Source organism: Stenotrophomonas sp. P5_B8 (genome assembly GCF_054049855.1).
Genome location: NZ_JBFULO010000084.1, coordinates 1 through 12,454, shown reverse-complemented (window position 1 = coordinate 12,454; position 12,454 = coordinate 1). Strand labels below are relative to the sequence as shown.

Genomic DNA, 12,454 nt, shown 5'->3' with positions numbered 1-12,454 from the left:
CTTGGGTGGCGGGTGAGGGGGAGTTCGTCGCGCCTTGGGTGGCGCGACGGTTGGAAAGGCTGCCGAGCATGGCTCGGCATCAGGGGCTGCCGAGCATGGCTCGGCACTACCTGACGGGTGCTTACCTCGGCTGGTAACGCACGCTCAGGCGGTATTCGCGGCCGGGCTGGTTGTACCAGGCCACGGTTTCGTAATCGCGGTCGAACACGTTGCTCACCCGGCCCAGCACCGACCAGTCGCGGCTCAGCGCGTATTCCAGGCGCAGATCGACCGTGCCGTAACCGGCCAGCCGCACCGTGTTGGCGGCGTTGTCGTACCGCTTGCCGGCACCGTTGGCGGTGATGCCGGCGCGGAAGCCGCCGAAGCTGCGGTCGATGTCCAGACGTGCGGTGTTCTGCGCGCGGCGCGCCAGCCAGTTGTCGAACTGCGCGCTGCCATCGGTGCGGTTACGCGGATCGGTGTGGCTGAGCTGTGCGTTGAAGTCAAACCCGGCCCACGCGATCGCGCCGGTCAGTTCCGCGCCACGGATACGCGCCTTTTCCACCTGCGACATCATGAAGGTGGTGGCGTCGTAGGTGATCAGGTCGTCGATGCGGGTTTCGTACACATCCAGGCCCCAGCGCCAGCTGTCGCCCTGCTGGGCGATGCCGAGGTTGGCGCTCTTGGATTTTTCCGGATCCAGGCCGGGCACGCCGCTCCACGGGTCGTAGAGATCGCTGAAGGTCGGGGCCTTGAAGGCGGTGCCGTAGCTGGCATTGAGGCGGAAGCCGCCCCCCAGTTCCAGGCCCCAGCCGAGGCTGCCGGTGGTGTGGTTGCCGAACTGTTCGTTGTCGTCGTTGCGTACGCTGGCCTGCAGGTGGTGCGCGCCGAAGCGGCCCTGGTACTGAAGGAATACACCGGTGTTGTCGCGGTTGTCGACCAGGTAACCGGCGCTGCTGCCATCCAGGTTGTCCTGGCTCCAGTCCACGCCGGCGCTGAGCAACTGGCCCTCGGCCAGGCCGATGTCGGTCTGCACCGATGCGCTGTCGCGATGGGTCTGCGCCGCGCCCAGCCAGGTGCTGCCGTTGTAGTTGTCCGACTCGTTGTCGGCGCGGCCGACATTGACGGTCAGGTTGAAGCGCTCGCTTGGGCTGTAGCGGACCTTGCCGCCGAGCACCTGCTGCAGCGTCTCCGAATAGTTGTAGTAGCCGTCGTAGTGGTTCTCGCCCTTGGCGCGCAGCGCGGTGCCTTCCACGCTCAGCGCATCGGTCAGCGTGTAGCCGCCACGCAGGCTCATGGACAGGTTACGGTAGCCGTCACGATCGGGTTCGTCGGCGCCACAGCCGGCGAAGGTGGCCGCATCGCCGCGGCAGGAATTGATGCCGTCGGTGTGCTGGTAGGCGATGTCGGTGCCGAACCAGCCGCGCTCGCCGCTGCCGCCGAAGCCGGCGCTGGCCTCGCGCAGGCCGTTGCTGCCGCCACCCACCTGCAGGTGCGGGGCGAAGGTGCCGACGTTGCGGCGGGTGAAAATCTGGATCACGCCGCCAATCGCATCGGCGCCGTACAGGCTGGACTGCGGACCGCGCACGATTTCAATGCGTTCGATCTGCGCCAGCGGCAGGTCCTGGATCATCGCCAGGCCCAGGTCGCCGGTGTTGATGCGCACGCCATCCACCAGCACCAGGGTGTGAGCGGAATTGGTGCCGCGCAGGAACAGCGAGCTCTGTTTGCCGAGGCCACCGTTGTTGGTGAGGTTGATGCCGGCGCGGCCGCGCAGCAGGTCCTGCAGCGACGGTGCCTGACTGCGCTCGATCTCGGCGCGGTCGATCACCTGGGCCGGCGAGATGCTGTCCTGCAGGGCGATGGGGGTGCGGGTGGCGGTGACCAGCACCTGGTCCAGTGCGGTGGCCTCGTCCTGGGCGGACGCCAGCAGGGGCAGGGCCGACAACACGGCCAGGGAAAGAACGCGGATCTGCAGCTTCATCGATGACTCCATGCACCGCGCACGCCCGCGCGGCAAAGGGTGGGGATGATCGCGCTGCAGGAGTCACTCGACGGAGAGCGGGCACGCGGCACCGCTTGCCGCCGCCATGCCCGCCGCATCGCAACCAGTCGTCTTCCAGGCCGGTCTCCGGGCTCGCATGGCGATGGCGGTGCCATCGTGCCAGGCGCCTTCCCATGCCGGAGCACAGTGGCGTATTGCCTGGTGTTTCCACGCTTACCGTTGCGGGGGCAGCGCCGGAGTGGCGGCCAGGCACAGGGCCTGACGCGTCACCGGCTTCCCGTTTCAACCTGGCGGCATCGCAGCCCCAGGTCACCTGAAAGTGGGCGCAGTCTAAGCCATCGGCCGGGCCGGCGGAGCGCACCGGTTAGAATGCGCCTCGCTTTTTCGATGTGATCTCCATGACCCCACTGTGGTTGCAGCACCCCGGCACCGACGCCCGTGACCCGTACCGGCCGGCCGCAGCGGGCAGCAGACGGGGCGCGGCATGATCCTCGACCTGATCCGCCACGCCAGCACCGGCCGCGATGGCCACCTGGACGGTCGCACCGATCCACCGCTGGAAGATGGCAGCACCGATGCATTGTGCGCACGCTATGCGACGCTGGGCTGGGCGCGTGTGCTCAGTTCACCGCGCCAGCGTGCGCTGGCCAGCGCCGATGCACTGGCATTGCCGCGCGGGCTGGAGGTGATCGCCGACGAAGAGTGGGAAGAGCTGGATTTCGGCACCTGGGACGGGCAGGCGCTGCACGACCTGCCGATGCAGGAACTGTCCGCCTTCCACCTGGACCCGCATGCCAATCCACCGCCGCAGGGCGAAAGCTGGGGGCACTTCGAACGCCGCATCGGGCGCGGCCTGCATCGGCTGCTCGATGAGCCCGACCCGCCGGCGACGCTGATCGTCAGCCACGGTGGCCCGTTGCGGATGGTGCTGTCGCAGGTGTGCGGGCTGCCGATGGCGATGTGCTGGGCGCTGCGTATCGACCACGGTACGCGGCTGCAGTTGCGCGTTGAACGCGAGGACGGGCGGCTATGGGGCGAACTGCTGGAACTCCAGCAGGTCTGATCACTCCGCCGGTTCGTCCTCACGGTCGAACAGCGGCGCATCACCGGCGTCGTCGTCATCGCGGCGCTCGGCGGTGCGGTCGTACACCGGGCCGGAGGCGGGTGGGGCCTTCTTCAGCGGCTTGTCGGCGATGATCGCGTCGTACTCGGCGACCAGTTCGATGCGGCGCGCTTCGGGCAGTTCCTGCCAGTGGCAGTCCTGCAGCGCGCCTTCCAGCGAATAGAGCAGGTTGAGGCTGGGCTTGAAGCCGGCACGGCGGACCTTCACGAAGGCGCCCACCGCGCCGACCGCGGTCAGCTCCTCGGGCGTGCGCAGACCGACCTGGCGCAGCCAGGCCGCGCTTTTGGGGCCAATGTTGCGCAGCTTGACGCTCATCCCAGGGCCTCGACGAACACCGCGGCGATCGCTTCCAGGCCGGCCTGATCCTCGGCATCGAAGCGCGCCAGCGACGGGCTGTCGAGGTCGAACACGCCGATCAGCGTATCGCCGTGGACCAGCGGCACCACCAGTTCCGAGCGCGAGGCCGAATCGCAGGCGATGTGGCCCGGGAAGGCGTCCACGTCCTCGATCCGCTGGGTCACCCGCTGGCTGGCGGCCGCACCGCAGACGCCCTTGTGCAGCGGGATGCGCACACAGGCCGGCAGGCCCTGGAACGGCCCGACCACCAGCTCGGTGCCGTCGTAGAAATAGAAACCGACCCAGTTCAGGTGCGGCAGCGCGTGGTAGACCAGCGCCGACAGGTTGGCGGCATTGGCGATCCGGTCGCGCTCGCCGTGCACCAGTGCACGGGCCTGGGCCAGCAGCTGGCCGTACTGTTCCGGCTTGCTGCCGGTAAGCGTGGAGTTCTCGAACATGGGCCGAGTCTAGCAAGCAGCAGGGCGCCCCGGGACCGCCGATAATGCACCGCTCCTTCCCGACCACCGCGCCGATGACTGCCCCACCGCTCCCCGCCCTGTACGTCACCGGCACCGATACCGGCATCGGCAAGACCTTCAGCAGCTGCGTTCTGCTGCACGCCCTGCGCCAGCGCGGGGGCCGCGCGGTGGGCATGAAGCCGGTCGCCAGTGGTTGCCAATGGACGGCCGAGGGCCTGCGCAACGAAGATGCCACTGCGCTGCTGGCCGCCAGCGACCCGCAGCCGGCCTATGCCGACCTCAACCCGTATGCGCTGCCGCTGCCACTGGCGCCCGAGCTGGCCGCCGCCGACGCCGGCGTGAGCCTGGCGCTGGAACCGATAGAAGCCGCGTTCGCGCGCCTGCGTGCCCAGGCCGATACGGTCGTGGTCGAAGGCGTGGGCGGCTGGCTGGCGCCGCTGTCGGGCAGCCTCGACCAGGCCGACCTGGTGCATGCCCTGCGCCTGCCGGTGGTGATGGTGGTCGGGCTACGGTTGGGCTGCCTCAACCACGCGCGGCTGACCGCGGCGGCGATCGCGGCCAGCGGAGCGACCTGCATCGGCTGGATCGGCAATGAGGTCGACCCGCAGATGGCGCGCATCGACGACAACATGGCCCTGTTGCATACGCGGCTGGCGATGCCCTGCCTGGGGCGGTTGCCGTACGCACCGGGGGCCGAACCGGCCGGGTTGGCGGATTGCCTGCGCCTGCAGGAGGCGTAGGGCTTCCGAGCGCGGCGAAGCAGCCACCCATGGGGTGGCTCTACCGTGGCACGGTCCCAATCGGGTAGAGCCACCCCTTGGGTGGCTGGCCCCACCGTGGCAGGGCCTCAACCGGGTAGAGCCACCCCATGGGTGGCTGACGCCACCGTAGCAGCGCCTCAACCGGGTAGAGCCACCCCATGGGTGGCTGACGCCACCGTGGCAGTGTCCCAATCGGGTAGAGCCACCCCATGGGTGGCTGGCGCGCGGTGTTGGCCGGTGGCGTTTTCATTCGCCGCGCAGTGCGCAGGCCAGTTGGCCCAGCGTGCTGATCGCCGCCACGTAGCGCTCGTCCAGCTCCTGGCAGCAGGACAAGCGCAGGCAATGCCGGTATCGCGCACCGCGCGAATACACCTGGCCGGGCATGAACACCACGCCCTTGGCCAACGCCTGCTCGAACAGCTCGCCGGTGTCGATACTGGCGGGCAGTTCGACCCACAGCAGGAAGCCGCCGGTGGGCTGGGTGGCCAGCGTCCCGGCCGGAAAATGCTGGGCGATCAGGCTGCGCACGCGTCGCACCTGGTCGCTGTACAGACGCCGCAACCGGCGCAGGTGCTGCTCATAACTGCCCGCCTCGAGAAACGCACCGACCGCTTCGCCGAGCAGGCGCGGTTCGGCGCCGGTGGACTGGAACTTGAGCAGTTGGATGTCGGCGGCGAAGCGACCGGCGTCGAGCCAGCCGATCCGGTAGTCCGGGGCAAGGGTCTTGGAGAAGCTGCTGACCACCATCACCCAACCGTCGTCATCGAAGGCTTTGAGCAACGGCGACAGCGGCTCCTGGAACTGCAGCTCGGCATACACCGCATCTTCGATCAACGGAATCCGATAACGGTTCACCAGCGCGGCCAGCCGCTGCTTCTCGGCCACCGGCATGGTGAAACCAAGCGGGTTGTGCACGCTGGGCATGGCCACGATCGCGGCCAGCGCGCCCCGTTCGAGCTGCGCGGCGACGGCATCCACGTCCAGCCCGAGGCGCGGGTCGGTGGGCAGTTCGATCGCCTTCAGGCCCAGGTTGCTCAGCAGCGGATACAGGTTGAAATACGACGGCGCTTCAATGCCCACCGCATCGCCCGGACGGGTCACCGCGCGCAATGCGAGCTGCAGCGCTTCCATCGCACCGTGGGTGAGCACCAGGCGTTCGACGCTGGTGTGCAGCCCGAGCCGCGGACCGCGCCGCACGATCTGTTCGAGCAGGCGCGTAGCGGCATTGGGCCGCGCGTAGGTTTCCACCATGCCGGCGCGGCGCAGCACCTGCGCGGTGCTGCGCGCCAGCTTGTCGCCGGGATAGAAACGGCGGCCACGGGGGCCGGCGAAGGCGAGGTCGACAACGCCGGGCTGCTGCTGTGCGGCCAGTACGCGGGCCATCATCAACTGCTGCGCCTGGGTGGTGGCCAGCGACGGCGCCTGGCGCAGCGAGCGGGTGGGCTCGGCCAGGCGCGCGCTGACCACGAAGCCGGCTTTCGGCCGTGGAATCACCAGGCCGGCGTCTTCAAGCTGGCGGTAGGCGGCGATGACGGTGTTGAGGCTGAGCTGGCGCTGTGCGGCCAGCCCACGCAGCGACGGCAGGCGCGTACCGACGGGCAGACGGCCGCTGTGGATGGCGTCGGCCATTTCATCGGCCAGGGATTGGTAGAGGTTGGCTGCCATGGGGTGCCCGCAGGAATCTGTAACCATGCGGATGGCCAAACGCTGGCTCTGTATCCGCGGCTTGACGCAGCCTAGCATGCTCCTGTCAGCGCCCGGCCCACCTCCGCCGCGCACCCCGGTCCTTCCCTCGCGCACGGCGGTGCGGTGTTTCGCCGTGCGCTTTTTTTTCCAGATCAACGGCCGGCGTGTGCGGGCTTTCGCTGGTTCGGGCGGGTACGGGTGGGTTTGCGGGACACGCCGCAAGTACGTCCCTGTAGGCTCGCGTACGCCTTGCGCACGTGCGCAATCCTGCGCACGTGGCAAGACCSGGGCKGGGCGTCCTGCCCAGCCCGTCCGACGCATGCGTCGGACCCATGGCGCATGACGGTCCCGCAAGCCCACCCGTACCCGCCCCAGACAGTTGGCTGGTGCGCAGCGAACAGGCACAAGCACAGCCACAGCGACAGCGACAGCCAAGCATCAGCCACAAGCATCAGCCCCAAGCATCAGCTACAAGCATCAGCCCTGCCGTCTTTGCGTCGTGCTTCCAGGGTTTTCGACGGCCACCAGCCCACTGTCTGGGGCGGGAGCACCGCAGACATCGACGCTCCAAAAGAACAGCATCACCGCGCAGAAAGAGTCGACACCAACCTCGGCTTCTCGCGATACAGCGCCGGATACTGCTGCTTCAGTGCCGCCACCTTGGGCGCATCGTTGATCTGGATGTACTGCGATTCGGGATGCAGGGTGAGGTAGTTCTGGTGATAGCCCTCGGCAGCATAGAAACGCTTGCCGCCGTCGACCTGGGTCACCACCGGCGCCGCATACGCCTTGGCGCGCTGCAACTGGACGATATAGGCGCGCGTGGCGTCGCGTTGCGCGGCGTCATCGGCGTACACCGCAGAACGGTACTGGGTACCGCGATCCGGACCTTGCCGATTCAGCAGCGTCGGATCATGCACCACCGAGAAGAACACCTGCATCAATTGCCCGTAGCTGACCTTCGACGGATCATAGGTGACCTGCACCGCTTCGGCATGGCCGGTGCCACCGCCGCCCACGCGCGGATAGCTGGCATCGGCCCCACTCCCACCTATGTAGCCGGACACCGCGTTGTCCACGCCATTGATGTGCTGGAACACCCCCTGTACCCCCCAGAAACAACCGCCGGCGAACACCACCTGCGCACGCGTGCTGCCGGGTTGTTTGAAATCGGCACTGCCGCCCGGTGCAGGCACCGTGACCAGGGCCTGCGCCGGCGCGGCATGCACCGGGCCGTCCAGGCTGAGCACCGCCGTGACCGTCAGTGCGGCGATCACCGCGGCGATGCTGCCGGCAACCAGTTTGTCCATTGCGATCTTCATCGAAGGCCTCCAGGGCTCAACCGAACGTAAAGGCGTAGGCGTGCACACCCGGATCGAGGAACTCGATCTCGAAAGTCCGTTCGCGCACATCGCCGGATTGGCGGATCAACTGGTACAGACGGTGCCCGCCGACCTGGCCGCTGCCATCGGCCGACACATCGCCACCGGCGGCCGCGCCCGGCGGCTGGCCGTCGATGCGCACGCGGTAGCGCACCGGCCTGCCATCGACCGCCGGCGCCAGCACCAGGTGCAGGTCGCGGGCATGGAAGCGGAACGCGATCCGGCCACCGGCCGCGTCCAACGCTGCGTCCTCATTGCCCACGGTCCAGCGACCGCCGAGCGCCCACTGATTCAGGCCCAGCGTGGCCGGCACGGTGTAGTCCGCGGCGCGGTCCGGCTGCTGCCCGCCAGGCGAGGCGAAGTTCTCCGCGCGCGCATGGCCCAGGTAAGTCTCCGGCGATTTCAGGTTGCGCATGTCGGCCTGCTGCTCCACGCCATCGCGCGGTGCCGCCGCGGCCATCGCCATCGCCTGCGCCGGTTCGTCGGGCAGCGTGTTGCCCGCTTCGCGCAGCAGCCGGCGGATGATCTGCTCGGACTGGGCGTAATTGCCTTCGCCAAAGTGGTGCGCGCGGATACGGCCTTGGGCATCAATGAAGTAGTGCGCCGGCCAGTAGCGGTTGTTGAAGCCGCGCCAGATCGCGAAATCATTGTCGATCGCCACCGGGTAGGTGACCTTCAGGTCTTTCACCGCGCCCTGCACGTTGCCCAGGCTGCGTTCGAAGGCGAACTCCGGCGCATGCACACCGATCACCACCAGACCGTGGTCGCGGTAGCGTTCGGCCCATTCACGCACATACGGCAGGGCCCGCAGGCAGTTGATGCAGGAGTAGGTCCAGAAATCGACCAGGACGACCTTGCCGCGCAGGCCTTCAGCGCTCAACGGCGGGCTGTTGAGCCACCCGGTGGCGCCGGCGAGGGAGGGCAGGGTGCCTTCCACCGGCAGTTCGCCGTTCGGCTGGCCGCTGGCCGTCGTCATCGCCGCACCCGCGGCCGGCTGCTGCCCGGGCAGCGTATCCAGCAGGCCCTGTTCGAGTTTGGCCGTGCTTACCGTGGACAAGCGCGTCAACACGCCGGTGTCCCAGCCCATCGCGATCGCCACCACCGCCAGCAGCGCGGCCACGCCGAGCGCGCGACGGATCCATTCGCCCATGCCCAGGCGCTGCTTGAGTGCGGCGAACACCCGGCCGCCGATCCAGATCGCCAGCGCCAGCGACGTCGCTGCGCCCAGTGCATAGGCCAGCAGTAGGCCACTGGTGCCCACGCTGGCGCCCTGCAGCGCCGCGCCGGTGAGGATCAGGCCCAGGATCGGCCCGGCGCACGGCGCCCACAGCAGGCCGGTGGCGATGCCGATCAACAACGAGGTACCGATCCCGCCGCGTCCGGCGTCGCTGGCCGCATCGGCCGAGGCGCTCAGGCGTGCGCCAAGGCGTTGGAACGGCGAGAGCAGGCGGTTGGCCAGCGAGGGCCACAGCAGCGCCAGCGCAAACAGCGCCATCACCACCAGCGCGATCCAGCGCCCGATCTGGTTGGCCTGCGCCACCCATTGGCTACCCACCGCCGCTAGGCTGGCGACCACCGCGAACATCAGGGTCATGCCCACCAGCAGCGGCAGGCCACTGCGCAGGAAGGGACGGTCCGAGCGCGCGAACACGAAGGGCAGCACCGGCAGGATGCACGGGCTGAGGATGGTGAGTACGCCGCCGAGGTAGGCCAGGACAAGCAGGAACATGGACAGATCCTTCCAGGATGCAGGGAGAAACGGCGCTCAGGCCGCGGTGAAGGTCATCGCCACGCCGTTCATGCAGTAGCGCAGCCCGGTCGGGCGCGGACCATCGTCGAACACGTGGCCGAGATGGCCGCCGCAGCGCCGGCAATGCGCCTCGATGCGGATCATGCCCAGGGTGGTGTCGCGGTCTTCGGCGACGGCGTCATGCAGCGGTGCCCAGAAACTGGGCCAGCCGGTACCGCTGTCGAACTTGGTCGACGAAGAGAACAGCGACAGCGCGCAGCCGGCGCAGTTGAACGTGCCGCGCCGATGCTCCTTGTTGAGCGGGCTGCTGAAGGGCCGCTCCGTGCTCTGCCGGCGCAGCACCGCGTACTGCGCCGGGCTGAGCTGTTCACGCCACTGCGCATCGGTGCGCATCACCTCGAAACGACGGGTCGGGGCGGCGGTGGCAGCCGGTGCCGGGCCGCTGCAGGCGGTCAGACCAAATACGCCGGCGGCGGCCGTCATGGCGCCCATGCCGAGTACATTGCGACGGGAGTAACGCATGGCCGATCTCCAGGTCCGGGAACGATGGGGCCATGCTGCGCCCGGGCCGGTCAACGAATCCTCACGCAGGGTTAAATTTTCCGTGACACATTCAGGCCCGGATCGACCGACAATGCGGGCATCCCTTCCTGGCCGGCCCGCCCGCACCGATGAGMAGCGCCAAGCGTGTCCTGATCGTCGAAGACGATGTCCACATCGCCACCCTGCTGCGCATGCACCTGCGCGACGAGGGCTACGAGGTCACCCACGCCGCCACCGGCGACGAGGGGCTGGCCCTGCTCGAAGCGCAGCCGTGGAGCGCGCTGGTGCTGGACCTGATGCTGCCCGGCGTGGACGGCCTGGAGATCTGCAAGCGCGCCCGCGCGATGACGCGCTACACCCCGATCATCATCACCAGTGCGCGTGCCAGCGAAGTGCATCGCATCCTCGGCCTGGAACTGGGCGCGGACGACTACCTGGCCAAACCGTTCTCGATGCTGGAGCTGGTGGCGCGGGTCAAAGCCCTGCTGCGCCGGGTGGAAGCAATGGCGCAGAACGCGCGCATCGATGCCGGCGAACTGGACGTGGCCGGCATCCGCATCGATCCGGTCGCGCGCAACGCTCAGGTCGACGGGCGTGCGCTGGAGCTGACCCCGCGCGAGTTCGACCTGCTCTACTTCTTCGCCCGCCATCCCGGCCAGGTTTACTCGCGCATGGACCTGCTCAACCAGGTCTGGGGCTATCAGCACGACGGCTACGAACACACCGTCAACACCCACATCAACCGGCTGCGCAACAAGATCGAACGCGACCCGGCCAGCCCGCAGCGCATCCAGACGGTGTGGGGTCGTGGCTACAAGCTGGTCGGCGATGAAGGAGCAGCGGCGTGATCCGCCTGACCCTGTCCCAGCGCCTGTCGGTAGTGTTCTGCGCACTGTTGTTGGTGTGCTGCGGCGCGTTGATGTGGATCCAGATGCGCAGCACCGCCATGCACGAGCAGGAGACCGTGCAGCGGCTGTCGCGCGGGCTGGCCGAACATATCGCGCGCAGTGGTGAATTGATGGACGCGCGCGGCATGCGCGGCGGCGAAGTGCGCGCGCTGTTCGGCAAGCTGATGGCGGTCAATCCCAGCGTCGAGGTGTACCTGCTCGACGACGCGGGCCGCATCCTCGGCCATGACGCGCCCGATGGCCACCTCAAGCGCGACCGCGTGGACCTGGCGCCGGTACGCGCCCTGCTGCGCGACGAACCGTTGCCGATCCTCGGCGACGACCCGCGCAGCGCCACCGGCCGCAAGGTGTTCAACGCCGCCCCGCTGTGGGTGCAGGGACGCCAGGCCGGCTACATCTACGTGGTGCTGGTGGGCGAGCAGCGCGAGGCGCTGGCCGCCAACATCGCCGCCAACGCGACCCTGCGCACGACGTTGTGGTCGTTGGCGATCCTGGCGGCGGTCGGGCTGTTGGCCGGCGGGGTCGCGTTCCGTTGGGTCACCCGGCCGCTGCGCCAGCTGACCCGCCGCATCCAGGCCTTCGACGTGGACGCCGCCGGTGCCGGCACGCCGCTGCCACCGACCCCGCTGCGTCCCGGTGAGCGCGACGAACTGGCGATCCTGCAGCACAGCTTCGGGCACATGGGCCAGCGCCTGGGCGAGCAGTGGCAGCAGTTGCGCGAACAGGACCTGCAGCGCCGCGAGCTGGTGGCCAACATTTCCCACGACCTGCGCACGCCGCTGTCCTCGCTGCACGGCTACCTGGAAACCCTGGCCCTGAAGGACGCTACGCTCAGCGCCGACGAGCGCCAGCGCTACCTTGGCATCGCGCTGGCGCAGAGCCGCAAGGTCGGTGCGCTGGCCCAGGCGTTGTTCGAACTGGCGCGGCTGGAACACGGCGCGGTCAGCCTGGACCTGCAGGCGTTCTCGCTGCCGGACCTGGTCCAGGATGTGTTCCAGAAATTCGAACTGGGCGCGCAGGCACGCCGGCAGACGCTCAGCGCGGACATACCGCCCGGGCTCCCGGCAGTCGTGGCGGATCTGCCATTGATCGAGCGCGTACTGACCAACCTGCTCGACAACGCCATCCGCCACACTCCTGAAGGCGGCCGCATCGAGGTGGTGCTACGCGCGCAGGACGGCGAGGTGCAGGTCGCCATCGCCGACACCGGACCGGGCATCGCGCCCGAGCGCCGCGCCGGGTTGTTCAACACGCCGCCCGCGTTGGGCAGTGCGCGCCCGGACAGCGGCGGGCTCGGCCTGTTGATCGTCCACCGCATCCTGCAACTGCACCACCGCGACATCCGCCTGATGGACAGCCGCGAAGGCGCGCTGTTCGTGTTCACCCTGCCAACTGCCGCACGCTGATGCCCGGGGCGGGGACGTTGCGTCGACGGCCCGCGCGCTGGTAGAGCCGACCGTTGGTCGGCTGCACGCGCAGCCTGCGTGTGGTTTACGTGGAGC

At 68.7% G+C, this 12,454-nt stretch carries 11 protein-coding genes and 1 riboswitch; of the genes, 4 read left to right on the top strand and 7 right to left on the bottom strand.

All coding sequences use genetic code 11. From position 1 onward, the window contains the following. Positions 1–121: 121 nt before the first annotated feature. Positions 122–1,963: a TonB-dependent vitamin B12 receptor gene (gene btuB / locus ACXJKH_RS07025; RefSeq protein WP_457318897.1), complete on the bottom strand. Its 1,842-nt coding sequence runs from the start codon at positions 1,961–1,963 to the stop codon at positions 122–124. A gap of 121 nt (positions 1,964–2,084) precedes the next feature. Beyond that, positions 2,085–2,316, bottom strand: a riboswitch (cobalamin riboswitch). A 152-nt stretch (positions 2,317–2,468) separates the two neighbouring features. Here btuB and ACXJKH_RS07020 point away from each other — a divergent pair. Beyond that, complete coding sequence (locus ACXJKH_RS07020) at positions 2,469–3,047, top strand: histidine phosphatase family protein (RefSeq protein WP_457318896.1); 579 nt, start codon at positions 2,469–2,471, stop codon at positions 3,045–3,047. On the opposite strand, the gene ACXJKH_RS07015 is transcribed toward ACXJKH_RS07020, so the two are convergent. Beyond that, positions 3,048–3,422 carry a TfoX/Sxy family protein gene (locus ACXJKH_RS07015; RefSeq protein ID WP_457318895.1) on the bottom strand — a complete coding sequence of 125 codons (375 nt, stop codon included), beginning with the start codon at positions 3,420–3,422 and terminating at the stop codon, positions 3,048–3,050. Further along, the gene (locus ACXJKH_RS07010; protein ID WP_256775169.1) at positions 3,419–3,901 is read right to left on the bottom strand and encodes a GAF domain-containing protein; all 483 of its coding nucleotides are present in this window, start codon (positions 3,899–3,901) and stop codon (positions 3,419–3,421) included. Before ACXJKH_RS07010 ends, ACXJKH_RS07015 begins: the two co-directional genes overlap by 4 nt. A 74-nt stretch (positions 3,902–3,975) precedes the next feature. On the opposite strand from ACXJKH_RS07010, the gene bioD reads away from it, so the two are divergent. Beyond that, the gene (bioD, locus tag ACXJKH_RS07005; protein ID WP_457318898.1) at positions 3,976–4,662 is read left to right on the top strand and encodes a dethiobiotin synthase; all 687 of its coding nucleotides are present in this window, start codon (positions 3,976–3,978) and stop codon (positions 4,660–4,662) included. 267 nt (positions 4,663–4,929) lie between these two features. Here the strand turns inward: bioD and ACXJKH_RS07000 are convergent, their stop codons facing one another. The 4 genes from ACXJKH_RS07000 to msrB all read right to left on the bottom strand — a co-directional run bounded on the left by ACXJKH_RS07000 (position 4,930) and on the right by msrB (position 10,023). Further along, positions 4,930–6,348, bottom strand: coding sequence for an aminotransferase-like domain-containing protein (locus ACXJKH_RS07000; protein WP_457318894.1), 1,419 nt, complete (start codon positions 6,346–6,348; stop codon positions 4,930–4,932). A 602-nt stretch (positions 6,349–6,950) separates the two neighbouring features. Then, entirely contained in the window at positions 6,951–7,691 is a 741-nt protein-coding gene (msrA, locus tag ACXJKH_RS06995; RefSeq protein ID WP_457318893.1) for a peptide-methionine (S)-S-oxide reductase MsrA, read from the bottom strand. A 16-nt stretch (positions 7,692–7,707) separates the two neighbouring features. Then, complete coding sequence (locus tag ACXJKH_RS06990) at positions 7,708–9,480, bottom strand: cytochrome c biogenesis protein DipZ (protein ID WP_457318892.1); 1,773 nt, start codon at positions 9,478–9,480, stop codon at positions 7,708–7,710. A gap of 36 nt (positions 9,481–9,516) precedes the next feature. Further along, positions 9,517–10,023, bottom strand: a complete 507-nt coding sequence (gene msrB, locus ACXJKH_RS06985; RefSeq protein ID WP_457318891.1) for a peptide-methionine (R)-S-oxide reductase MsrB — start codon at positions 10,021–10,023, stop codon at positions 9,517–9,519. 149 nt (positions 10,024–10,172) lie between these two features. Here msrB and ACXJKH_RS06980 point away from each other — a divergent pair, with 149 nt between their 5' ends. Next, positions 10,173–10,892, top strand: coding sequence for a response regulator transcription factor (locus tag ACXJKH_RS06980; protein WP_457318890.1), 720 nt, complete (start codon positions 10,173–10,175; stop codon positions 10,890–10,892). Beyond that, positions 10,889–12,358, top strand: a complete 1,470-nt coding sequence (locus tag ACXJKH_RS06975; protein WP_457318889.1) for a sensor histidine kinase — start codon at positions 10,889–10,891, stop codon at positions 12,356–12,358. The genes ACXJKH_RS06980 and ACXJKH_RS06975 overlap by 4 nt, the downstream gene beginning before the upstream one ends. Positions 12,359–12,454 lie beyond the last annotated feature (96 nt).